Source organism: Prosthecobacter fluviatilis (assembly GCF_055388355.1).
Genome location: NZ_AP043782.1, coordinates 2728545 through 2753609, shown reverse-complemented (window position 1 = coordinate 2753609; position 25065 = coordinate 2728545). Strand labels below are relative to the sequence as shown.

Annotated in this window: 16 protein-coding genes; 10 read left to right on the top strand and 6 right to left on the bottom strand. The window is 61.1% G+C overall.

Going from position 1 to position 25065, the window contains the following annotated elements; all coding sequences use genetic code 11:
* Positions 1 to 71: 71 nt before the first annotated feature.
* The gene (locus tag ACZ5WW_RS10530; RefSeq protein ID WP_377164406.1) at positions 72 to 950 is read right to left on the bottom strand and encodes a sugar phosphate isomerase/epimerase family protein; all 879 of its coding nucleotides are present in this window, start codon (positions 948 to 950) and stop codon (positions 72 to 74) included.
* Between the two features lie 340 nt (positions 951 to 1290).
* Between ACZ5WW_RS10530 and ACZ5WW_RS10525 the strand changes: the two genes are divergently transcribed.
* The 4 genes from ACZ5WW_RS10525 (at position 1291) to sorB (ending at position 7381) form a co-directional block, all read left to right on the top strand.
* Entirely contained in the window at positions 1291 to 4566 is a 3276-nt protein-coding gene (locus ACZ5WW_RS10525; RefSeq protein WP_377164408.1) for a beta strand repeat-containing protein, read from the top strand.
* A gap of 63 nt (positions 4567 to 4629) precedes the next feature.
* On the top strand, positions 4630 to 5724 hold the full coding sequence (locus tag ACZ5WW_RS10520; RefSeq protein WP_377164410.1) for an amidohydrolase family protein: 1095 nt from the start codon (positions 4630 to 4632) through the stop codon (positions 5722 to 5724).
* A gap of 94 nt (positions 5725 to 5818) precedes the next feature.
* The gene (sorA, locus tag ACZ5WW_RS10515) at positions 5819 to 7027 is read left to right on the top strand and encodes a SorA family sulfite dehydrogenase catalytic subunit (protein ID WP_377164412.1); all 1209 of its coding nucleotides are present in this window, start codon (positions 5819 to 5821) and stop codon (positions 7025 to 7027) included.
* 24 nt (positions 7028 to 7051) lie between these two features.
* Complete coding sequence (sorB, locus tag ACZ5WW_RS10510; RefSeq protein WP_377164414.1) at positions 7052 to 7381, top strand: SorB family sulfite dehydrogenase c-type cytochrome subunit; 330 nt, start codon at positions 7052 to 7054, stop codon at positions 7379 to 7381.
* 12 nt (positions 7382 to 7393) lie between these two features.
* Here the strand turns inward: sorB and ACZ5WW_RS10505 are convergent, their stop codons facing one another.
* Positions 7394 to 8182, bottom strand: coding sequence for a 3-keto-disaccharide hydrolase (locus ACZ5WW_RS10505; RefSeq protein WP_377164416.1), 789 nt, complete (start codon positions 8180 to 8182; stop codon positions 7394 to 7396).
* A gap of 78 nt (positions 8183 to 8260) precedes the next feature.
* On the bottom strand, positions 8261 to 9583 hold the full coding sequence (locus ACZ5WW_RS10500; protein ID WP_377164418.1) for a hypothetical protein: 1323 nt from the start codon (positions 9581 to 9583) through the stop codon (positions 8261 to 8263).
* Positions 9584 to 9677: 94 nt separating this feature from the next.
* Between ACZ5WW_RS10500 and tsaA the strand changes: the two genes are divergently transcribed.
* The 4 genes from tsaA to ACZ5WW_RS10480 all read left to right on the top strand — a co-directional run bounded on the left by tsaA (position 9678) and on the right by ACZ5WW_RS10480 (position 20406).
* Complete coding sequence (gene tsaA, locus ACZ5WW_RS10495) at positions 9678 to 10352, top strand: tRNA (N6-threonylcarbamoyladenosine(37)-N6)-methyltransferase TrmO (RefSeq protein WP_377164420.1); 675 nt, start codon at positions 9678 to 9680, stop codon at positions 10350 to 10352.
* A 22-nt stretch (positions 10353 to 10374) separates the two neighbouring features.
* Positions 10375 to 11247, top strand: coding sequence for a phosphotransferase (locus tag ACZ5WW_RS10490; RefSeq protein WP_377164422.1), 873 nt, complete (start codon positions 10375 to 10377; stop codon positions 11245 to 11247).
* Between the two features lie 66 nt (positions 11248 to 11313).
* Positions 11314 to 12948 carry an RNA polymerase sigma factor gene (locus tag ACZ5WW_RS10485; protein WP_377164424.1) on the top strand — a complete coding sequence of 545 codons (1635 nt, stop codon included), beginning with the start codon at positions 11314 to 11316 and terminating at the stop codon, positions 12946 to 12948.
* Positions 12949 to 13362: 414 nt separating this feature from the next.
* Positions 13363 to 20406: an autotransporter-associated beta strand repeat-containing protein gene (locus ACZ5WW_RS10480; protein WP_377164426.1), complete on the top strand. Its 7044-nt coding sequence runs from the start codon at positions 13363 to 13365 to the stop codon at positions 20404 to 20406.
* Between the two features lie 13 nt (positions 20407 to 20419).
* Here ACZ5WW_RS10480 and ACZ5WW_RS10475 read toward each other — a convergent pair whose 3' ends face one another.
* Positions 20420 to 21001: a hypothetical protein gene (locus tag ACZ5WW_RS10475; RefSeq protein WP_377164428.1), complete on the bottom strand. Its 582-nt coding sequence runs from the start codon at positions 20999 to 21001 to the stop codon at positions 20420 to 20422.
* 107 nt (positions 21002 to 21108) lie between these two features.
* Between ACZ5WW_RS10475 and ACZ5WW_RS10470 the strand changes: the two genes are divergently transcribed.
* Complete coding sequence (locus tag ACZ5WW_RS10470; protein WP_377164430.1) at positions 21109 to 21795, top strand: 3-keto-alpha-glucoside-1,2-lyase-like domain-containing protein; 687 nt, start codon at positions 21109 to 21111, stop codon at positions 21793 to 21795.
* 67 nt (positions 21796 to 21862) lie between these two features.
* Here the strand turns inward: ACZ5WW_RS10470 and ACZ5WW_RS10465 are convergent, their stop codons facing one another.
* Positions 21863 to 22735, bottom strand: coding sequence for a sugar phosphate isomerase/epimerase family protein (locus ACZ5WW_RS10465; protein WP_377164432.1), 873 nt, complete (start codon positions 22733 to 22735; stop codon positions 21863 to 21865).
* A gap of 58 nt (positions 22736 to 22793) precedes the next feature.
* Positions 22794 to 23237, bottom strand: a complete 444-nt coding sequence (locus tag ACZ5WW_RS10460) for a YiiD C-terminal domain-containing protein (RefSeq protein ID WP_377164434.1) — start codon at positions 23235 to 23237, stop codon at positions 22794 to 22796.
* 90 nt (positions 23238 to 23327) lie between these two features.
* On the opposite strand from ACZ5WW_RS10460, the gene ACZ5WW_RS10455 reads away from it, so the two are divergent.
* Positions 23328 to 25064 (top strand): sialate O-acetylesterase family protein, encoded by a 1737-nt coding sequence (locus ACZ5WW_RS10455; protein ID WP_377164436.1) that lies wholly within the window; start codon positions 23328 to 23330, stop codon positions 25062 to 25064.
* The last annotated feature ends 1 nt before the right edge of the window (position 25065 follow it).

Here is a 25065-nt window from a genome sequence, read left to right as displayed (position 1 = left end):
CAAAACAACAGGCCTCGGAGCCGCATCAAGCGACTCCGAGGCCGTGACTTGCTGATAGGATCAAGGCTTGCTTACGCCAGCGCCTCTTTGCAATACTGCACGCACTTCTTCACCTCAGCGATGGCGTCAGAGCCTTCGGGGATCTTGTATTCCAGCTCGATCTCAGCAGGGAAGGTCCATTTCTCTTTTTTCATGAGCTGCAGCACTTCCTTGATCGGGGTCTGGCCCGTGCCCCAGGGGACATTGCCGCCGTCGGCGGTGCGGTCCTTGAGGTGCAGGTTGGTGATGCGGTCGTGGTACTTCTCCAGCACGGGGATGGGCGACTTGCCCTGAGTGCCGGCGACGTAGTGGCCGATGTCGAGGTTGAAACCGATGTACTGGCCGAGGTCCAGGATGGAGTCGAACTTGTCCATCTCCGGCAGGTTGTTGGTGTGGTTGTGAAAGCCGACCCAGATCTTGTGCTTGTCCGCAAACGGGGCGACGCGCGCGGCGAGGATGGCGTTGCGCTCCGTGGTCACGGCGGCGCAGCCGAGGGCCTTGGCCACGAGGAAGTTGAACTCGATCTCCTCGTCCGACTGACCGAAGCCCATCTTGTGGATGTGGATGTTCACGCCTGCGTCGTTGTACATTTTCCGCATCTCGGCGCACTTGGCGAGCTGCAGCTCACGCTCGGCATCGGTGATCTTGCCGCCTTTGAGGCCTGCGTAAAGCTGGGTCGGTCCGCCCATGAGCTCGGTCTCGCTGAGGCCGTCCTCGACCAGCGCCTTGAGCGTTTCCTCGGCGGTCTTCGCCATGCTGCGGTAGCTGTAGGTGATGCAGCCGATGCGCACGCCGTTGAAGACAGAGTTCGGCTTCTCAACGGCGGAAGCAAAACGAGGAAGCGTGAAGCCGGTGGCGGCGGCGACTGCGGTGCCGAGGAAGGAGCGGCGGGAAACGGGCTGTGATTTCATGGGAAGGTTGGATACAGGAGGGACTTGGAGTGTGGCAGAGCGGGGCTAGCCGGCTGCCAGGTAGAGCAATGCATCCTTGCTGCCCATGTGGAGATCAGCAAGAGCTTTGAATAAAGATAAGGCGACGACGTTGATGGTCATGTCTTTAATTTCAATGCGGTTTTTGATCTCGATGTGACAGATTTGCAGCAATCGAGGGGGGCATCATTGCATGGGCGGCATGAAGGCGTTGCAGAAGGTCGAGTTTGGGTCAACGTCCTGCCCCCCCCAAAAAAAAATCAGAATGTTTTGCCATCGTCAGGGCCCCCTTCAGGTCCTCGCAGCTCTTGCTTGTGCCCTCATGTTTGGAGCACCAGTTCCTCTTCGCGCCGCCACCCTGCTATGGGTGGGGGATGTGGATGCTGCCTGGAATACGAACACCGCAGGAAACACCAACTGGTCTGCGGATGCGCTGCCCGCCATCAGTGGCGACACGCTCACTTTCGGCAGTGCCGGAACGAGCGGTGCATCTTTGACCAATGACATCACAGGTTTGACGGTTTCCGGCCTGACGTTCAATGCGGGCGCGAGTGCGTTTACGCTGGCAGGCAACGCCCTCACCCTGAGCGGCAGCCTGACGAACAATTCATCCGCCCTGGAGACGCTGAGCATGGCGCTTTCCCTGGGAGCGACGAGTTCCATCAACGCCACCGGCGGTGCTCTCACGTTCAATTCGGCAATCAGCAGCGCTGCGAGTGATCTGAGCATCACGGGCTCGGGAGTGATCATCTTCAGCGGACTGAGCTTTTCCTCCACGGCCAACAAGATCACATCCACGGGGGCCGATGTACGCTTCGTGGGAGACAGCACTCTCTTTGCGGATGTGCTGATCAGCAGCGGCACCGTGAAACTGCAGTCTGGCACCCAGGTCTTCAACAATGGCCTGAAGGTGGACGGTGCCAGCAGCGTGCTCAATTTCACCGGGGCGACGGTGACGGTGAACGGCATCGGCGGCGGGAGTTCGGGCGAGCAGGACAGCCTGGAGATTCTCAATGGCGGCACGATCAATGTGAGCGCGGGCACCGTGGACCTGACGCCGAGCCGGTTCTGGATGCAGGGCGGCACACTCAACATCACGGGTGGCACGGTGAACATGAACAACACGCTCATCGCGCAATTGGGCAGCGTGACGGCGAGGATCAATGCTTCCGGGGGGACTTTGAGCGTGGGCGCCGCCAGCCGTTTTGCCAACAACGGAACGGCGATTCTGACCGTCAGCGACAGCGGTGCTGTCACCTGGGCGGTAGGCGGCTACGGACTGTCTGAGAACGGAACGGGCAGCATCATCATGAACGGTGGCACGCTGAACATGACCAGTTCGGGAACCACCTACCTGTTTCTCAATGGAGGCAACGGTGTGAACTTTAACACGGGGGTGACCAGCAGCATCACCTTCAATGCCGGGGTGTTCTCCACGCGTGGCTTTGCCATGAACACGGGGGCGAACTCGACCAACCGGCTGGCGGCGCTGAACTTCAACGGTGGCACGCTGAAGGCCACGGACAACAACAGCGGCACGAACTTCATCCCCTACTCCGTCAACCTCACGTCGAAAGTGCAGGCAGGTGGCGCGGTCATTGACACCAACGGCTTTAACATCACCATCGCCGACAATCTGGAGCACGACAGCGCGCTGGGTGCCACCGTGGATGGCGGCCTGACCAAGAATGGCACGGGAACCCTGACCCTCAGCGGTGCGAACAGCTACACCGGCACCACCGCGCTGAACGCAGGCACGCTGGTGATCGCGAACAACACGGGCGGCACCGTGACATACGGCGGTCTTGTCAGCGGACTGGGCGGCACCCTGACCCTCAGCGGCGCCAACACGTTGAACTTCACCGGCGGGATCTCCATGACCAATCTGGCCAGCACGCTCCTGGTGACAGGCGGTGATGTGAGGGTGAACAGCGACGGAACCTTCAATGCGGCGTCTGTGACGGTGAACAGCGGCGGGGTGCTGCGGTTTCAATCGGGCACGCAATCGTTTGTGAAGGGGCTGGTCGTGAGCGGCGCGGGAAGCATTTTGAGTTTTGAAGGCGCCTCGGCCACCCACAGCGGCACCGGAGATGGGAACGGAAACAACGGTCTTCAGCTTGATAACGGAGCCACCATGAATGTCTCTGCCGGCACCGTGGTCTTTGCCAACAGCAACCGCGCCTTCATCCAGACCAGTACCATCAATGTGACTGGTGGGGCGCTGACGATCAACAATGCCCTTTTTGCACAAGGCCCGGGCACGGTCTCCAGTGTGAATGTCTCCGCCGGAAGCCTCACGCTGGGCAGCAACACGCGGTTTGCCAACAATGGAACGGCGACGCTGACGGTGAGCGGAACGGGCGCGGTGACGTGGGCGAACGGTTCCTACGGCTTGTCTGAAAACGGCACGGCGAACGTGGTGATGAACGGCGGCACCCTGAACATGACGAGCTCCGGCTCCAGCTACTTTTTCCTCAACGGCGGCAATCAGTCTGCGGCGAACCTGTCCAGCTTTGTGAGCACCATCTCGCTGAATGCAGGCGTCCTTTCCACGCGTGGCTTTGCCATGAACACCTCAAGCGGTGCGACGAGTGCGGGCAGCAACCGCCTTGCGGTGCTGAACTTCAACGGTGGCACCCTGAAGGCTACGGATAACAACAGCGCGACCAATTTTATTCCCGACTCGGCCAACCTCACCTCGAAAGTGCAGGCCGGTGGCGCGGTCATCGACTCCAACGGCTTCAACGTCACCATTGCCGACAGTCTGGAGCACGACACCGCGCTCGGGGCCACGGCTGACGGAGGACTGACCAAGAACGGCACCGGCACGCTCACGCTGACTGCCGCCAACACCTACACAGGAAAAACCACCGTGGCAGCCGGCACCCTGGCGCTCAGCGGCTCTGGCAGTGTGGCCGCCAGCCCATGGCTCGAAGTCAGGAGCGGAGCCACGCTCAATGTCACCGCAGTCACAGGTGGCACCCAGACTCTGAGCAATCAGGTGCTCAGCGGCACCGGCAGCGTGACTGGCACGGTGGTCATGGGTGCGGGTTCGATCTTGAGGCCAGGGGCTTCCACAGATGGTTCGCTTGGTGCGATTGCCAGTGCGGGCGATGGTCTGGGCACGCTGACTTTCACCAATCTCACACTGGCCACTGGGGCAAACAGTGCCAGCCCGCGTGTGCTCCTCACCCTGAGCGGGACCGCCAGCCATGCCGCAGATCCCACCAATGCCGCGCAGGTGAGCGCTTTCAAAGACGCCGGCTCCGGCGGCCTGTATGATTCCATCAAAATAACAGGCGGTCTTGGGCTGAACGCGGGAAGCACGATCAAAGTGGAGCTGGCCTCCGGCTACCAGCCTGGCTGGGGCGATGTCTTCAACATCCTGGACTTTGCGGCGCTGAACACCAATGCCGACGGTGTGAGCGGAGCCTTCACGGTGGCAGATCTGGACCTGCCGACCAACCTGGGCAACGGGTGGTTTTTTGCCACCGATCAGTTCATCACCAACGGCATCATCTACGTCGTGCCCGAGCCGTCTAAAATTCTGCTGCTGGCCGGCGGGCTGCTGCTCGTGATAGGCCGGCGTAAACGCTGAGAAGGCGATGGAAACTTTGCACCTCGGCATTGATCCCACGGTGCAGCGGGCTAACGAGAGCGCATGACACTGACTCTCCCCCGCTGGTTTGACCTGCACACGCATTTTCGCCAAGGCCCTGCGATGGCTTCGTACGTCCGCTCTCATCTGGACATGGGCTGCGCTGGAGCACTAGCCATGCCAAACACCCAGCCACCGGTCTCCCGTGTGTCTGGCGCTGCGCAGGCAGATGGATGGTCCGTCGAGAGCTACTCGGCAGAGCTGCGCGCCGCAGGTGCCGCCAGCTTTGAGCAGCTCATCGTGCCTCTCTACCTCACACGCCAGACCACGGCGGCTATGATCGCGGAAGGCGCGGCCTCGGGGCTGCTGCGAGCCTGCAAATACTACCCGCCGCACGGGACCACGAATGCGGAGCATGGCATGCCGATGGACGACCTGATCGGCAGCGAGGTGCTGCGTGCGATGGAGCAGCACGGCATCGTGCTCTGCATCCATGGCGAGCAGCATGCGCTGAACGGGCCGGACTACATCGACGCGCAGCAAAATGCGGAGACGCGCTTTTACACCGAGCGCATGCCCCGCCTGCTGGAGGCGCATCCCAAGCTGCGGATCGTGTGCGAGCACATCACCACACGCACGGCGGCGGAGTTTGTGGCGGCGGCACCGGAGCATGTGGGGGCAACAATCACGCCGCAGCACCTGCTCTACACGCTGGGACATTTGATCCAGGGACTCAAATACCATCTCTACTGCCTGCCGATTGTGAAGTTTCAGGACGACCGTGCGGCGCTGCGCCAGGCCGTGACGAGAGCCGGGCAGGCCAAGTTCTTTGCCGGCACGGACAGCGCGCCGCATACCACCAAGGCCACCGCCTGCGGCTGTGCGGCGGGCTGCTTCACTGGCGGCTGCGCACCACAGCTCTATGCCATGGCGTTTGAAGAGGCGGGCGTGGATTTCACCACGGCGGTGGGCCAGGCGATGTTTGAGCATTTCCTCTGTCTCAACGGGCCTGCGTTTTACGGCTTCCCGGCATCGGCTCAAAAATTTCAGATGGAGAAAAAACCTTCCAAGATGGAGCTGCTGGAAACGCCCGCCGGCCCGGTGACACCGCTGCCAGTGGGACTGGGCTTGGAGCTGACCTGGAGCCTTGTTGCTTGATAGAATCCAAGGCGCGTGGAGCGTTGATTCATGGCACAGTGCTGCAGACGCGCATTCTTCAGTGCGGTGCCCCAACTGTCATCTGCCTACCACCATGATCCAGAACTCTCGTTCCTCCCGTCGCCAGTTTCTCTCCCAGGCCAGCGCGGCAGTGGCCGGACTGGGGTTGGGAAGCGCTGCTGACGTCGTCACGCTGCCATTTGCGAATGGCGAGCGTCGGATGGTGCGCTTCCCGCAGAAGCGGCCGCTCATCCTGCTGACCACACGCCCGCCGCAGCTCGAGACGCCGATGGAGGTCTTCAAGGAGGTGATCACGCCAAACGACGCCTTTTTCGTGCGCTACCATCTGGCCAATGTGCCCCGCAGCGTGGACGCAGCCGCCTTCCGTCTGGAGATCAAGGGGCTGGTGGACAAGCCGCTGCAGCTCTCCCTCAAGGAGCTGAAGACTCAGTTTGATCAGGTGGAGGTGGTGGCGGTGAACCAGTGCTCGGGCAACAGCCGTGGGTTTTTCCAGCCGCGCGTGGGTGGCGGCCAGCTGGGCAACGGGGCCATGGGCAATGCCCGCTGGCGCGGCGTGCGGCTGAAGGATGTCCTGGCGAAAGCCGGTGTGCAGGCCGGGGCAAAGCAGGTGGTGTGCAACGGGCTGGACACACCGACGCTGCCGCAGACACCAGACTTCATCAAGGCGCTGGAGATGGACCACGCGTTGGACGGAGAGATCCTCATCGCCCATGAGATGAACGGCGAGCCCCTGCCACTGCTCAATGGCTTTCCCCTTCGGCTCGTGGTGCCGGGCTACTACGGCACCTACTGGGTGAAGCACCTCAACGAGCTGAATGTGGTGAAGGACGTGTTTGACGGATTTTTCATGGCCACGGGCTACCGCATCGCCACCACGCCCGGGGGCTGTGTGGAGCCCGGCACCACACCCACGAGCACGGTCCCCATCACGCGCTTCAAAGTGCGCTCCTTCCTCACCAGCCATCTGGACGGTGCTCAGGTGCAGGCAGGTGGGGTCACGCAGCTCAGCGGCATCGCCTTTGACCACGGTGCAGGCATCACCGAAGTGGCTGTGTCCGACGACGGCGGCCGCACCTGGCAGTCGGCCGAACTGGGCAAAGATCTGGGCAGATATTCCTTCCGCCCGTGGTCCTTGGCCTGGAAACCGCAGAAGAAAGGCCCCTGCGAGCTGAAGGTGCGCGCCGTGAACCGCCTGGGCGAGTCGCAGGCCATGGAGCCGCTTTGGAATCCCCAGGGCTACATGCGCAATGTGGTGGAGACCACCCACGTGACCGTCGCCTGATCTTCACTTCATCCATTTCATTCCATGAAGAGTTTTTTTGCCATCCTGTTCGTCATCGCTGCCACAGGCTTCAGCCTCTCAGCCGCAGACAAGGCCGCTGCTGATGCGCCTGATTTTTCCAGCTTCGTGTGGCCGGCGGAAGACGGCAGCTACAAGCCCGGTGCGGGTGTGGAGCTGGCGCAGAGTCTCTGCATCACCTGCCACTCCACCGAGTATGTCTCCACCCAGCCGCCGCTGCCGCGGAAGTTCTGGGAAGCCACGGTCAAAAAGATGAAGGAAAAGTACGCCGCACCACTGCCCGAGGACAACACGGCGCTGATCGATTACCTGACCAGCGCCTACGGTGCGAAGTGATTTCGCGGCAGCCTACTTGGCCGCTTTCTTGGGCGGTCCTCCTTGAGGCACCACCTTGACGGCATCTGCTGGCACCGTGGCCTGGGCTGGCGTGACAAGGGGCAGATCGTCAGGAAGATGCTTCAGGAAGAAGTCCTTGTACTGGATCTTCATCGGCGGACCGCGATGCACCTGCACGGCGATGACGCCTTCGAGCGCACGGCCTTTTTCATCGAGGTCGGTCACATCCACGGTCTGCACACCGTCGATCCAGTGCTGGTGGTGGTTGCCCTCCACGAGCACGCGGTAGTCATGCCACTGTTCGGCGGGAAAGGTGTGGACGGGCAGCTTGCCCACGACCCAGGGCTGGGCCTGGGTGTCGATAATGACCTTCTCTCCCGTATGGGCAAGAATGCGGCGGCCACGCTCCTCGTAGAGCATGCCGTTGTAGTCGTCTTTGTCAGGCACCACATCGCACTGGTAGCCGGTGACGACCCATTCTCCGAGATCGGGGCGCTCCTGGCCGCGGTATTGCAGGCCGCTGTTGCCGCCTTTGGTGGCTTTCACCTTCACGCGCAGCTCGAAGTTTTTCACCTTGCCGTCCTTCCAGGTGATGAAGCGGTTGTAGTCGAGCTTGCCGTCGGTGATACCGGTCAGACAGCCGTCTTCGACCGACCACCAGGTGCTGCCGCCGCTCCAGCCGCTGAGGTCCTTGCCATTGAAGATGGCGGTGAAGCCTTCCGGCGGGGCAGGGGCCTTGTCTTGAGCGGCCAGGGGCATGGCGATGGCGAGAGGCAGGATGCAAAGAAGTGTGCGCAGCATGGCGTGTGGGCTGGGGAGTGAAGGGATGAGCCACTAAACGGAGAATGTGCTCCACTCTTCTGAAATCTTTGCCACCGCTCACTCCTGCGGGGCCATGAGCCGAATGCTGCGCACCTTCATCCACGCCCCTGCCTCGCCCTGGCCTACCGGATCAATGCGCAGGCGCACCATGGCCCCTTGGTAGGCGGGGCTGGAGGACAATGGAATGACATGGCGGTGAAACTCGCCATCGGCCACGAGTGAAAAAGCGACGGCCGTCTCTGGCGCGTAGCTTTTCGCGCCGTGCGGCTGCAGCATCACCACACCCTGTTTCTGGCGGGTATGGAAAGCGGCCTCAATGACCAGCACGGCAGCTTCTCCAGCCTGCCAGAATGTCAGCGGGCTGATGAGCTGCGGATCATCCTGCTCCAGCAGCACCTGCAGGTGATCCTTCACCGGCCAGCCGGTATCGCGTGCATTCTGGTAGTGCCAGCCTTGGCGGTTTGCGGAAAAAATCCACGCAGGGGCTCCTGGTGTGCGATGCGTGGCGGCGCGCTCGCGGATCTCCTGCACGGTGCCAAGCACGAGCTCGTAGCGGAACTCATAGCCGATGTTGTGGTCCAAAATTTCCTGTCCCTGTCCAGCCAGATAGCCGGTGTTGTTGCCATGCGTGTCATTCGGGCCGGGCTTGCCGGCAAAACCGCCGGTGAAATGCACGCGCCCAGGAGTGACGAGGCCGAGGCCGTAGTCCTTGTCATCCAGCAGGGCCGCCCAGCCTTCTGTGCCTGTCCAGAAAGTCCAGGGATGCTTGGTCTGAGACTTCGGCATGACGGAGAATGCTTCGCCGCTGAAAGGGGCTGCGCCGGTGTAGCTCACCACACGGGGAAAGGCGGCATTCGCATACACGGCGGGCAGCTCCTGCAATCGCGCCGGGTACTGCGTGGTGTCGCTGCGTTTGTTGGTGAGTCGCGCACGTGCTTTCACCACCGCGCCATCCAGCTCCAGCCAGGAGTCAAAGGTGCACTCACCGGGCACGTTGTTCAGCGGCCACTGCAGCGGCACGCAGCTCAGGTGGATGCGCTTCCCATCATTTTCGTGGGCGAGTATGCGGCTGGCGTTTTTAAAGTCGTCTCCCGTCTGTATCGGATTCCAGCCAATGTGCCGCCAGTGCTCGGCGGGCTTCTGTCCGTTCGCTTCAAAGGGCACCGGGCCGGAAAAAAAGGAAAGCTGCACCTGCCGCCCGAGGTCGTAGTTGTTGATCACATTCACGCCGTCCTTGGTGCTGGCCAGAAAGGTGATGGCTCCGCCGAGGTCGAGATCCACTCCGAGCTTGATGCGGTCATTCTCCAGCCAGCTCATTTTTTCCGCACGGGCGGAGGCTGTGAGGAGCAGCGTGGCAAGAAGCAGGCGTTTGGCGGGCATGGGCATGGTTAAGACAACATGAGGTGCCTGCCACTTTCAGCAATCGCTGAAGAAAATGGATGCGTGGTGAAAAGCGCGCGCTCATTTCAGACGCATGATTTCCCTCAATGTCATCGCTACGCTGCGTACGTGCTACACCGACAAGTTCGGGGTGCCGCGCCAGCCCGGGCTGGCACCCAGCGCATGGGGGATCATTGAGTTTGAGCCCGCCTACCGGCGTTCGGAGGCCGTACGTGGCATCGAGGAGTTCAGCCACCTGTGGCTCATCACGCAGTTTCACCTGGTGCAGGAGGAGCCGACATCACTGACCGTGCGCCCGCCCCGGCTGGGAGGGAATCAAAAGCGCGGTGTCTTTGCCACACGTTCTCCCTTTCGCCCCAACCGGCTGACTTTGAGCGTGGTGAAGCTTGACCGCGTGGAACTGGAAGGCGCCGCCGCCCCCCGCATTTTTGTCTCTGGCGTGGACTTGGTGGATGGCACCCCGATTCTCGACATCAAGCCCTACATTCGCTATGCCGACTCGATTCCTGAGGCACGCAGCGGCTTTGCAGATGTGGCACCGCAGCGGCTTCCGGTGCAGTGGGATTGCGAAAGCCGTGTGCCGGATGACGTACGCGTGATCATCGATGAATCGTTGGCCCTGCAACCCCAGCCTGCCTATCACGAGGATGATGCGCGGGAGTATGCCACAGAAATCGCCGGGTGGCGCGTGCGCTGGGCAGCGACCACTGCCGGAGCCTGCGTGAAATCGTGCGAATGGGTGGGTTGAGTGCTATCTCTGTCACCCCTTCATGACCGATACCGATCTTCCCATCCGCGCTGCCACCGAGACCGCCATCGCCCACGGCATCACGCCAGACCGCTGCGACATTCTGCAAAACAGCAGCACACTGGTGCTTCGCCTCACCGAGACGCTGGTGGCGCGTGTGGTGCAGGACACCAGTGGCCCGAGGCAGGGCACGGAGTGGTTTGCACGCGAAAATGCCATTGCCCGCCATCTCACGGAAAACGGTGCGCCTGTCATTCCCCTGCACTCGGACCTGCCACCCGGCCCGCACGAGCACCTGGGATATCCGATGAACTTCTGGCAATTCGTTACCCGTATCGACGCCGCGCCCGACCCGCGTGAAATCGGCCGCACCTTGCAGCAGTGCCATGACGTCATGAGCCGCTTTACCGAGCCGTTGCCGCATCTAGCCATCATCACCGAAAGCCTTGCGATTCTGGATGAGCGCGAGCTCTTTCCTCCAGACACACAGCAGATGCTGCGAAATCATCTGACTCAGTCCATCAAGGCGCTGAACCGCTATCCGCAGCAGCCTCTCCACGGAGACGCTCATATGGGCAATCTCATGAACACCACACGCGGCCTGCTGTGGACAGACTGGGAGGATACTTTTTCAGGCCCTGTGGAATGGGACGTGGCGTCTATTATCTGGAACGCACAAATACTCGAGGATGATCACGCTGCAGTGAAAAAGATCTGCGATGCCTATTGCGAAGCCGGCGGAGCCATCGACGAAGAGGCTTTGCATCACAGCCTCATCGCCCGTGCGGCAGTCATCACCGTCTGGTATCCGATTCTCTACCCAAATCCGAATGAGGACCGCCGGGAGAAACTGCAGCGGCGCATCGAGTGGCTGCAGCAGCGGGCCGTCATTTGACTGGAACGCTGAAAACCGCATACTTTTTTGTCACCAGCCGGACAGTGGCGACCACTGGTGGGTGTCATGAATACTGCAACCTTCATCCCAGCAACTACGAACGACGCCCACCTCGTGGAACTCAGTCTGCGGGGCGATACACAAGCCTTTGGCAGCCTGGTGGAGCGTCACCAGTCGCTCATCTGCGGCCTCGCGTACAGTGCCTGTGGAAATGTGCATGTGAGCGAGGACCTGGCGCAGGAGACCTTCATCACCGCCTGGCAGCAGCTTCGGAATCTGCGCGAGAAGGGCAACATCCGCGGCTGGCTTTGCGGCATCGCTAGGCATGTGATTAACAATTTTCTGCGGCGCCAGCAGCGCACGCCTACGGCGATGGCAGCGGAGCTAGACGAAATGATGCATCCCGCATCCCCCGAGCTCCCACCCGATGAAAGCGCGATTAGTGAGCAGGAGAGCGCGCTGCTCTGGCGCACGCTGCAGAGCCTGCCCGAAAACTACCGCGAGCCCATGGTGCTCTTCTATCGCCAGAATGATTCCGTGGCCGCTGTGGCGGAGTCCCTGGGACTCTCCGAAGATGCGGTGAAGCAGCGGCTGGCGCGCGGCCGGGCCATGCTGGCAGAGCAGGTGGAGCGCAGGCTGGGCAACGCGCTGCGCCAGACCATGCCCACAGCAGCGTTCACCTTTGGCGTGCTGGCAGCGCTGCCCCTGGGCACCACCTCTGCCTCCGCAGCCACGGCGGGCATGACTCTGGCCAAAGGCGGCGCGAGTGGGAAACCGCTGGTCATGGCCCTGCTGAACGGAGTGCTAAGCCCGCTGCTGGGCTTTGCGGCGGCAGGCGTGGGCTACAAGGTGAGCATGGACAGCGCCCGCTCTGTGGAAGAGCAGCGGATGATCAAAAAATTCTTCCGTGTGCTGCTGGCTGCCATCCTCTTTTTCTGTGCCTACACCACGATGCTGATGATTTACGGCCGGTGGCTGGCCCTCCAGCATCCTGCGGCGTATGTCACATTGCTGACGGGCATGATCGGTGGATGTATCCTGCTTTGTGCCGGAGGAGGGGCATGGGCGCTGCGGCAGAACCGGAAAGTCGTGTCCGCAGAATCCGCCGTGGAAGACGCAGGCATTCTCCCTGTGGGAAATTGGGGAGTGCCGCATCTCGAATATCGTAGCAGACTCACACTGCTGGGGCTGCCTCTCGTGCATATGCGGCTGGGGAGAAAGCACGGCGAGCCCATCCGTCCCGTAAAAGCGTGGTTTGCCATGGGGGATTTTGCCCTGGGTGTGATTGGGGCCTTCGGTGCCTGCACCATCGCTCCCATCAGTCTGGGTGCCTGTTCGTTGGGTTTGATCTCACTGGGCGGGCTGGCCGTCGGCGTGCTCTGCTGGGGTGGGCTTGGCCTGGGCGTGTGGGCCATTGGCGGCTGTGCACTTGGCTGGCAGGCCTATGGAGGCTGCGCCGTGGGCTGGGAGGCGGTGCAGGGGGGCATGGTGGCGGCGCGTCATCATGCGCTGGGGGCCGTGGCGGTGGCGCAGCATGTGAATGATGCTGTGGCCAGAGCCTTGATCAATCAGAGCGCGTTTTTCCAGTTCACCCGAAAGGCGATGCATTACGCGATCCTCCTCAACTTCGTCTGGTTCGTGCCGCTGGTGCTGCTCGTGCGCAAAGGACGGCAGCTGAGGCGTCAGGCGGCCACTCGGTGATGCATCATGCCCAATGAAGACGCCGCTGTGGGCGAAAATGCCAGACGGTGATCAGGCAAAGCTCATGCGGCAGTGTCTTTTTTCATAAATCATCGGGGGGATGAATCACTGTGCCCGTGTAGTGTTGGACGCCACTAAAAAGGACTCGATTGCGAGTCCGACGCGTGCCACTGAACCAGTGTCCATGACCGTGAATTTCACGATGACCTCGCACGGCTATCTGCCGTGCCTCAGGCCTCGTATTCCGGTCATCAGGTGCGGCGGAATCTGCGGATGCAGGCTGGGGTGAACGTTCGAGTTAGAACTCCGTCTCTGCTTCTGTTTTTTTCGCGCCAGCAGTGTCCCGCAAATCCCCGTCTGTTTCATTTGTCTGCCAGAATCATGTTTCGTTCTCATTCGTCACCATTGCCCCGTTTGTCGATTCACCGCACATGGCCTGGGGGGCTTTTTAGCCTTCTGGCGGCGGCTTTTTGGCTGGCATGGGCCGGCGGCTCCGCATCCGCACAGACCATTCTCTGGAATCAGCCTGCCGGTGGCGATTTCAACACGGCGGCAAACTGGGACGCAAATGCCGTCCCTGGAGCTGGCGACACGGCACTCTTCAACATTGGCATGAGCGGCAGCATCACCTTGTCCGCCAATGCTGCGCCAGGAAGCATCTCCTACGACACGAATGCCACTAGTTTCGCCCTGGGCACCCTGGCGGGAAATACTCTCACGACCGCCAACGGCGGCGCGATCTCGATCCTCTCCACGCTTACGGCAGCAAACCAGACCTTCACCATCAATGCACCGCTGATCCTGACGCCGGATTCAACGACCACACCGGGAGCGTTCACAATTCAAAATGATGGCACGAGCCCCAGCACGATTCTCGTCATTGCAGGCGGCATTTCCAGCAGCACGACGAGCGGCACAGAAACGCTGACGCTGGCGGGAGCAAACACGGGGGCCAATGTGATCAGCGGCGTCATTGGCAACGGCGGTGCGTCGAGCCTGACACTGACCAAAAGTGGCGCGGGCACCTGGATGCTCACAGCCGCAAACACCTATACGGGTGCAACGAACATTGCAGCAGGCACCTTGGCCCTAAGTGGTGGCAACAACCGGCTGCTGAGCACTGGCACGCTGAATTTTACAGGCAGCACTGGTACGCTGGACGTGGGCTCCACGAGCCAGACACTGGCCGGCCTGACGTTTCTGACATCAGGCGTCAACAGCAACGTGATCACTGGCGCCGGAGGCTCGCTGAACATCATAGGCGGAAACATTCAGATCGGTGGAGGCAACCTGCTGACAGCAACAGCACAGAACGTGGACATGAGCGGCCTGGGCACGTTCAGTTACACCCGGACCTCCGGCAGCTTCAATGTCGGTGGCACCTCGGACGCAGGCACCGCCATCACCGCTAGCGCGACTCTGACGATGGCGGCCGTGAACACCATCACAGCGGCGAGCTTCAACGTGGGCTTTTACAACACGGGTGCCAACGCACTCAACAGCGGTACCGTGCATCTGGGACAGACAAACACGATCAACGCCTCCACCATTCTCGTGGGCAATCAAAAAACCACGGCCCTGCTGGATTTCCAAAACCTGACCGCGCCGACGCTGAAAATTCGCGGGACTGGAGGCACGGATGCAGACCGCGCGTCCATCACCGTGGGGCCTGAAAACAGCGGACTGACGGCAACGGTGGCCACGGTTGACCTGACCAGCGGCGGCACGGTTTCGAGCACTTTGGACGCCATGGTCAGCACGCTGATGATCGGGCAGAATCTCCGCAACACCAATTCGGCCGGCATGTCCGCCACCGGCACGTTCATCATGGGCATGGGAACGCTGAACGCGATCTCCATCGTCGTGGGCCAGCAGGATTCGACTGTCGTGGTGACCACGGGAGGAGCGGCCACGGGCACGCTCAGCCTCAAGGGCGGCACCATCACCACCACCACGCTGACACTGGCCGACAAGAAAACCAACGCGGCGGGCATTTCTCAGGCGCTCACCAGCAACCTCAATCTCTACAGCGGTACGCTGAACGCCACGACCATTCAGCGCGGCGGCGCAGGAACGGGGGCGGGAGCCAGCAGTGCAACAATCAATTTCAACTGGGTGGACGGCACCATCGGCAACATTGCCGGGGCAGACATGACCGTGAGCGGCAACACCGCACTGAATGGCCTGACCGGCGGGCTCAACATCGTTCTCAACAACAGCGGCAACGTCTCTGGTACCCACACCTGGAGCGTGAGCGGCACTCAGACCGCCACGGTGCAAAATACGGTGACGCTCAGCGGTGCAGGCGGCCTGACCAAGATCGGGACCGGCATGCTGGTGCTGGCTGGCGCCAACTCATACGCTGGGGTTACCAAGATCAACGCAGGCACTCTGAAGTTTGGCCTCGAGACTTCGCTCTACGGTGGGAACACGGCCAGCTGGACAGACACGAATCTGTTGGTCGGTTCAGGTGCGACAGCGGCATTCAATGTTGGGGCTGCCGGTGAATTTACCGCGGTGGACATCGACAATCTGAAGGCCCTGGGGACAGCCACCTCCGGCTTCATGAAGGGCTCCTTCCTTGGTCTTGATACCACGAACTCCGGGGGCGTCTTCACCTATGGCTCCGTCATTGCGAACTCGAACGGCGGCAGCAATGTGCTGGGATTGGTGAAACTGGGTTCAGGAACACTTCAGCTCACCGCCGCAAACACTTACAACGGTGGAACCATCATCGCCGCAGGCACGCTTGCCCTGAGTGGCGGCAACAACCGGCTTCTCAGCACGAGCACGCTCAGCTTTACTGGCAGCAGTGGCACTCTGGACGTGGGCTCCACGAGCCAGACTTTCGCAGGACTCTCATTTCCCAGCGTAGGAACAGCCAGCCATGCCATCACCGGTTCCGGAGGCACCCTCACAGTGAACGGCGGCAGCATTCAAATTGGTGGCGGAAATGCCACGGTAAGCGGTTCTGAAACCCTGGACATGTCAGGTCTGGGCACCTTCAGCTACATCAACACCGCCGGAAATTTCTATGTGGGCGGACTGTCCGATAATAGTTCGAATGCAATCTCCGGGAACGGGGTGCTGACGCTGGCGGCAACAAACACCATCACGGCGGCGAATTTCAAGATCAACCCGTTCAGCACTGGCCTTGGCTCCGTGAACTCCGGGACCGTGCATCTAGGGCAGGCCAATACCATCAATGCCAGCACCATCCTCATCGGTGAGCAGAAGACCATCGCGCTGCTGGATTTCCAGAGCGGACTCGTCAGTCCGACGCTGAAGATCCGCGGCACGGGAGGTACTGACGCAGACCGCGCAGCGATCACTGTGGGGTTCAATGGCAGTGGCGTTCTGGATTCCGTCTCGACGGTGGATTTGACCACAGGAGTGACGGGCAGCAGCATCTTGGACGCCAAAATCACCACCCTGCTCATCGGCCAGGCCATTCGAAATGGCACTGCAGGAAAGGCGGTGACGGGAACTTTCCTGATGGGCCAGGGCACCATGGACGCCACCACAATCATTCTGGGGCAGCAGGCGGCTGTGAGCGCCGGCAATTCCTCCGGTCAGGCGACGGCCACCTTGAGCCTTAACGGCGGCACGATCATAGTGACGACCTTTACTCTGGCAGACAAAATCAGCACGGCTGTCGCACAAACGATCACCAGCAATTTCAACCTCTACAGCGGAACGTTGAATGCCACGACGATTCAGCGCGGTACCGCAGGCACCGGTGCCGGAGCTGACACCGCAACCATCAACTTCAACTGGGTGGACGGCACCATCGGCAACGTGGCTGGTGCGGACATGACAGTGAACGGCAACAGTGCGCTGAATGGACTGACAGGGGGGCTGAACATCGTCCTCAATAACACAGGCAACCTTTCGGGAACACATACGTGGAATGTGACCGCCACCCAGACAGGGACGGTGCAGACGGCGACGATTCAGAGCACCGTGATCCTCAGCGGCTCGGGCGGGCTGACCAAGACTGGCCTTGGCACACTGGTTTTCAACAGCGCCAACACCTACACAGGGCTGACAAATGTGACTGCAGGTGAGCTCGACCTCAATGCCACGGGCGGGCAGGCCATAGCGGGGAATCTCACGGTCAGCGGCGGCACGGCCAAGCTGCTTCAGTCAGCCCAGATCAATTCTGTCAAAAATTTGATCGTCAGCGGAGGAGCCTTTTCATTGCAGAGTTTCAACCAGACCCTTGCCGGTGTGCAGATCACGGGTGGCATCATCACTGGCAGCACCGGCGTCCTCACCAGCACAAGCGCTTATGATGTTCAGGCAGGTGTGGTAAACGCCATCCTGGCTGGCGGTGCCGGTCTTTCCAAGACCACAGCGGGCACGGCTTACCTCTCGGGTGCAAACATTTACTCCGGTGGCACCTCGGTCACAGGCGGCACCCTCGTGGGTGTGAGCACCTCGGCCCTCGGATCCAACAGCGGGCTGAGCATCAGCAGTGGCGCCACCTTTGCCTACCGTCCTACTGCAGCTGGTTCGCTAAACATCGGCTCGGGCGTGCTGACGCTTGCCGGAGGCAGCACCATCGGCACCGCACTGGGCGGCACTCAGAGCCAGTCGGTGATCAGCAGCACCGCCGCCGCCTCAGCGAGCGGACAGATTGGAGTGGCGCTCTATTTCATTCCCGCAGCCACACTGACGACGGGCGCCAACAATTTGATCACTGTAGCCAGCGGGCTGACATCGGGCGGTGCCACCTACACTCTGACGCAGCTCTACAACGCCACAAACTTCACCGTGAGCAACCTCGTGGCCACGGACACCACCCTGAGCATCAGCGTTGCCAGCGCCACGGCATTGACCACAGCCTACTGGAAGGGTGGGCTCAGCGCGGGCGGGAATGTGTGGGCGCTCTCTGATGGCACCGCCAGCAATTGGGTGACCAATTCCAACGGCACCGGCGCTACGCCACTGGTGCCGGGATCGGGGGGCGCCATCACCTTTTCGGCCACGGGAGCCACCAATCAGGGTTCCATGGTCCTCGGGGCAAGCATGTCGATCAAAAGCCTGGTGGTGAGTGACACCAATCTTCTGACGCTGAATGCGGATGGCAACACGCTTACCATTGCGAATTCTGCTGGCATCACCGTGAACAGCGGCGCCGGGGCCGTCACCCTCAACGCCCCGATAACTCTCGGGGCCTCCCAAACCTGGACCAACAACAGCTCCAGTACGCTGACCATTGGTGGCGCGGTCAGCCTTGCTGCATTCAATCTGACGAGCACCGGTGCCGGCAACACCGTCATCAGTGGTGCCATCAGCGGCACGGGCAGTGTGACAAAGAATGGTGCCGGCACCCTGACCTTGTCCGGTGCCAGCACGACCACCGGCACACTGACCATCAATGCCGGTGCGGTGAATCTCTCCGGCAGCTACACAGGGGCTGTGACTCTCGCGGGCACATCCATTTTCAATCTGCAGGCGGGAGCCGGGATTTATGGCACCAACACAGCATTCAGTGTGGGATCGGGTGTTGGCAGTGCAGGGGCTTTTTATCAGACAGGTGGAGACATCCTGTTTAACAACAACTTCAACCTTGGCATCAATGGAAACTCCACGTCTGGTTCATATGGGTTCTACAGCCTCAGCGGTGGCACCGTGACAGATACGGGAGGGGGAAATGTGCGCTTTCGCATGGGCGGCGGAGCTTCCTACTCGACGGGTGTCTTTTACCAGTCCGGAGGCGCGGTCAGCATCATCTTCGGCAACGGTCTGGAGGTCGGCGCCAATGCAAGCACCAATATTTCGAATGCCACTGGCGTGGGCTACCTCACCGGAGGCACATTCACTGCGTTATCCAACCGGATCGGCTACAACGGCGTCAGCAACAACGCCAATGGGATACGTGGAGAGCAGACAGTGGCGGGCACGGCCGTGGTCACCATCAATGGCACCACTTTCCTTGGCCTCGCAGCCAGCGACATCGGCATTCTTAACCTGAACGGCGGTGTGTATGCCACGAAGCAGATCACCAGGACCAACGGCACGGGGATCGTGAATTTCAACGGCGGCATTCTCAAGGCTGCGAGCTCCGCAAACAGCGGATCTTTTCTCACCGGCCTCACCAGCGCCAACGTCTTTGCTGGCGGCCTGACGGTTGATACGAACGGTCAGTCGATCACGATCGGCCAGTCGCTGCTGGCACCTGCTGGCAGCGGTGTCGCGACAGTTGCTGTCACCAATGGAGGCAGCGGCTACGTGGGCGCTCCCTACGTGGCCATCAGCGGCACCGGCTCAGGTGCCACGGCGGTGGCGAATATGGTCGATGACGGCACGGGGAAAGGCACCTTCAAAATCGCCAGCATCACCATCACGAGCCCCGGCACCGGCTACACAGGCACACCCACGGTCACACTGACAGGCGGGGGCGGCACAGGTGCGGTCCTGGATGCTGCGGTGCTGGCAGCGAATGTGTCAGGGGGGATCACGAAAACTGGCACCGGCACGCTCACCCTCAGCGGCACCAACAACTACACCGGTGCCACCGTCGTCAATTATGGCGGCACGCTCGCCGCGGGCAGCACCAGCGCTTTCGGTGTCAATTCTGCTGCGTATGTGGATGGCACCCTGCGACTTGCGGGCAGGGACAGCGCGCTTGGCTCGCTGGCGGGCTCCAGCACAGGCATCGTCGAAAATGCCAGCTCCACCTCGGCCACGCTGACTCTGGGTGGCGACAATTCTTCACAGAATTTCAGCGGCATCATCCGGGATGGCACAGGAACCGGAGTGCTCAATTTGGTCAAAGTCGGCACTGGCACTCAAATCTTGTCTGGAGACAGCACCTACACCGGAGCAACGACGGTGAGCCAGGGTACGCTCCAGGTGGGGGCATCCGGTCTGGGCTCCACCGCCGCCAGCAGCGCCGTCTCCGTGAATGGTGCCACGGCTGTGCTCGCGGGCAGCGGCACGGTGAATGGTGCTGTCACCGTGACTTCGGGCTTCATACTGCCCGGAGACGTCGGCGGAGCCGCCGTCGGCACGCTGAGTGTGGGCAGTCTGAATCTCACCAGCGGTGGCGCCGCAGCCTTTCAGATCCAGGGTGTCTCCCTCAATGACCGCATCATCATTCTCAATTCCGGCGGACTCACGCTGAATGGCAAGGTGAGTGTCACCACTTCGCTCACAGGCACGGCTTTCAGTGCGGCCTTTGCAGCTGGCAGCAAGTATGACCTGCTGGACTGGAGCGGAGTGGTCAACGGCACCTTTGATGTCGGCACGCTGGTGCGCAACGGCAGCCTGGACAACGGCCTGCAGTTTGATCTGCCCGACCTCAGCTCACTGGGGCTGTACTGGGATGTGAGCAGTTTCCTCACCGATGGCTCCATCCTCGTCGTGGTGCCGGAACCCAGCCGCGCCATGCTTCTGCTGATGGCCATGGGATGTGCGATCTTCCGCCGCCGCAGGCAGATGCACGGATGAGTGACAGCTCTGCTCAAGGAAGCCCCGGCACCTGCTTCGGATCATACTTGGCACCCTTCGACACCTGGATCAGCGTCATGCGCACCTTGGTGGGGAAAAACTTCTCGGGATCTGGCCGCTTGTGGGCGTGCAGGTTGTGATCGTCCTTCAGCACCAGGTGCATTTCCTTGATGCCCTGGTCCCAGAGGATGTCGTTGTTCTGCCAGAAGCTCGTCATGGAGATGTCCTTCTCATGCACGCCTGTGGTGGTGTAGGCACCTGTGCCGATGCAGCCGTAGCCGTGGTTCTGGCCCTTGTAGGGGATGTAGCACACGCTCCATGTCGTGGGCTGGTCACCCATAGGCTTTTCGAGCACTTCCAGGCGCACATGCACGGTGCCGTTGCGGTAGTCCACGGGCGCGGTCCAGTTTTTGGGACGCGCGGCATTCAGCATGTCTCCTTTCACGTAGTAGTGTGACTGGCTGGGCTTCGAATTGAGCGCACCCTGGTGGGTAAAGGTGAAGGTGGCATCAAACAAAACAAACTGATCGGCGTGGCCGGGGGCGGCGATGGACAAAAGCAAAAGGATGGAAACAACAAGAGTGCGTGCGTTCATGCCGTGAATCATGATGGAGGACGAAGCTCGGTCAATGCTGGAAGAAGCAGCTCGCTCAATTCATGAACCGGACGCAACAGCCGCATGCATCGCATCGTTTCGAAAGCATGCGCCTTTCCTTGCCCTTGCTGCTGTTTTGCTCCTCCGCCGTTGCCGGCGAATTGATCCACGAAGATTTTTCTGCCGCCGGTCTGCCCAAAGGCTGGACCACCGGAGGCCGCGCCAATTCATGGACGGTGCAGGACGGTGTGCTGCAAGGCAGCTGCGCCAAAGACGATGACCACGGTCCGGCGGTTTTTGCGCCTCTCTCCGGCCGTGATCTGGACCTGAGCTGCAAGGTGAAGCTGGATGAAAAAGGCAACTGCCTCATCCTCGTCGATGGCGAGTCCGCCTTTGGTGGCTCCGCGCATCTGCTGCGCGTTTCCATCTATGGCAATACGCTGGCCATTGCGCAGGACCGCGGCTCGCCGCAGTCACACATCGAGCACGGAAAGCTGCGTGCTGCACTGGCCAAGGAAGGCAAGAAAGTTCCGCCACCCACGCCTGAGCAGCTGGCTGATCCGGCCTACTACCGCACCGAGCGTCTGGCCAGCGCACCGCTGCAGGCCAAATCCGGGGAATGGATCAAGCTGGATGTAGCCCTCAGAGGCAACAATGTGACCGTGACGGTCAACGACTCGCAGAAGCTCGACGCAAAAGGAACGGTGTTTGATGTGGCAAAGTCACGTCTGGTGTACCTGGTGGGTCAGGGCAAAAAGCTCTGGGTCGATGAGGTGAAAGCCTCAAACCCGTAAAGCCAAAACAAAAGCGCCGAAGGATGCGTGATCCTTCGGCGCTGCGATGATTCTTTCTGAATCTGGATTACTTGGTAGCCGCAGTCGGCTTGAAGTTCTTCACAAACTCCAGGCACTTGGTCACATCAGGCTGGCTCGTCTCCCAGTCCTTTTCCCACTCGGCATCCAGCGGACCGTAAAAGCCCTGCTCGGCGAAGAGGTTCAGCACGGCTGGGATGTCAGACTGGCCGGTGCCCCAGATCATGTCCTTGGCCTCGCGGACACCGAAGGCTTCCAGATCCTTCACGTGGCTGTCAAAGATGCGGCCTTTGAGAATGCGGATGGCGTCCGTGGGCTTCACGCCGGAGCGCACCCAGTGGCCGATGTCGGCGCATGAGCCCATGCGGGGATCGCGGTCCTTCACCACGCTGAGCACATACTCGGGGTCCCAGTAGCGGTAGCTGCGGTCCAGCGGCTTTTTGGGGTGGTTGTGGATCGCCATCTTGATGTCGTATTCCTTCACCAGTTTTTCGATGAGGTCGAAGGCGTCTTCCGCAGGCTCGCTGACCACGATGCCCACGCCCATGTCCTTGCAGAAGTCAAAGATCTTGCGGCACTCAGCCTCATCGTTGGCCAGGCGCACCACGCCGTAGCCCACGGGGGTGAGTCCCAGTTCCTTGAGCTTGGCCTTCACCGGGGCACGCTGTTCTGCCGTGGTGTTGTGGTCAAACTTGGATTTCGGATCGGCTTTGTTCACCAGATGGCCGGGGAAAAACTCCACCGTCTTGCCGCCGCAGGCGGCGATCTTTTCCAGCGCCGTCATGAGCTCAAAAGACTTGAAGGTGTAGGCCTGGCAGCCGGCATAGAACTGGCCGACTTTGGCGCTTTCAGGAAGAGGCTCTGCGGCAAGGGCGAGTGAGGCCGTGCCGAGAACCAGGGAGAGAAATGTCGTGCGTATCATGGGAGCGAGTCAACGCTCCGCATGCAGCATTCTTGCATCTCTCAAATGCTGCGCTCACTCATCGCAGCGCCACAAAATCTCCCTCATAAAGCACGCAGATTTTGTCTTTGTGGATGACCTGAACCCGCAGCCTGAGATGGGCTTTGCCGGTGGTGTGAAAGGTGTCCTTGAAGGTGCTGAGCTCCGCCTCATCAGGCTTCAGGCACACGGCGCGTAGAGTTCCGCGCACAGGGTGCTTGTAGCGTATGCTGCTTTCGCGTACGACGATGTGCGCCTGCCGGTCCCCCAGCTGCAGCCAGAGCATGGCGTAGCCAGCCAGGGTGGTCAGCGCGCTGAGGCTGCCGCCAAAAGCGGTGCCAAGGTGGTTGTGGTTCGGTTCCAGCGGCGCGGTCACCACGAGCTGCGCACCGTCGTAGCTTTCCAGCTTTACTCCCATGGCCTGGGTGAGCGGGATCTGCTCATGGAGAAAGCGTTCGGTGTCACGCAGGAGGTCGTCGTTCATCAGGGAAGGACTTTCGGGATGCTCCGCAAATTCGCAACGATCTTCGCGATAGGCCGTGGCTTTCGCATCGTTACCAGCGGCCCACCTGCCATGAAAATGCTTCCGTGCTTCCTCGTCGCCACCTTCTGCCTCGGTCTGTCAGCCAGCCTGCAGGCCGAGCTTTCGCTGCCCCATTTTTTCAGCGACCACATGGTGCTGCAGCGCGAGCGTGCGGCCGCCGTCTGGGGCAAAGCGAGCCCGCAGGCCGAAGTCACACTCGAATTCAAAGGCAAGACCGCCTCTGCCAAAGCGGACGAAAAGGGGCGCTGGCGCACCAGCATCGAAACGGGTGCTGCCGATGCCAAAGGCGCGACACTCTCCGTGAAATCCGGCCCCGACAGCGTTGCGATCAATGACGTGCTCGTTGGCGAGGTCTGGCTGGCTTCCGGCCAGTCAAACATGGCCTTTACCATGAACCGCGCGCCAGCGAATGCTGACATCATCGCAAAAGCGGATTACCCGGGGCTGCGGATGTTCAATGCACCTCTGGTCACTGCTGCCGAGCCGCAGGAAGACATCGACGGGGCATGGACACAGAGCAGCCCGGAGACCGTACCTGGCTACTCGGCAGTGGCTTTTTTCTTTGCCCTCAAGCTGCATCAGGATCTGGGCGTGCCTGTAGGCGTGCTCAAGACCGCCTGGGGCGGCAAGCCGGTGGAAACCTTCACCAGCCGTGAAGCACTGAACACACTGCCTGGAACCAAGGAAATGGTGGACAAGCTGCTGGCAGAAGCCGCCAGCTATGACGCCGCCAAAGCGCAGGCTGCTTATGAGGCCAGTCTCAAGAAATGGCAGGAAACGATGGCCGCCGCCAAAGGCAGGCCAGCACAGGACCGCAAGCGTCTGCCCAAGCGCCCCGCCGCCCCCAAGCCGCCGCTGGAGACCGAGGGCAAGCCCGGCGTGCTCTTCAATGCCATGATCAATCCCTTTGCTGGCTACACCATCCGCGGCGCCATCTGGTATCAGGGAGAAGCCAACGCCAAGCCCGGTGCCGTGCCTTATGATCAGACACTGCCGCTGATGATCCGCGACTGGCGCCAGCGCTGGGCAGATGACTTCTCCTTCTACTTTGTGCAGCTGGCCAACTTCCATGCCCCCTCCACCGCGCCCGGCACGCCGGACCCATGGGCTCTCCTGCAGGATCGCATGCGGCACATCCTGACCTCCACTCCCAAGACCGGCATGGCCATCATCAATGAAGTGGGCGAGGCCAATGACATCCACCCCAAAGACAAAAAGACACCCGGCGAGCGTCTTGCCCGCTGGGCGCTGGCCAAGGACTACGGCCGCGACATCATCTACAGCGGCCCCTTGTTTAAGTCGAGCCAGGTGGAGGGGGGCGCTGTCCGCGTGACCTTTGACCAAGCCGGCTCCGGGCTGAAAGCGCGCGATGGCGCTGCCTTGAAGCGCTTTGAAATCGCCGGTGCAGACCACGCCTGGAAATGGGCGGATGCCAAAATCGACGGCAAAGACAGCGTCATCATCAGCAGCGTGGAAGTAAAGCAGCCGGTGGCCGTGCGCTACGCCTGGGCGGCCAACCCTGAAGGGGCCAATCTGGTGAATAGCGACGGCCTCCCCGCCTCCATCTTCCGCACCGATGATTGGAGCGATGTGGAGGTCGCTGCCCCAGCACCTGCGGTGGACGAGCGCCGTGCTCTCGCCACTGAAATCAAGACCCTGAATGCCAAGCTCCAGAGCATGGACCGCAAAAGCGCGGAAGCCTTGGAGCTGCGCAAAAAGGTGCAGGAGCTGCTCACCCAATACAAGGCCACCGCACCGAAAAAATAGC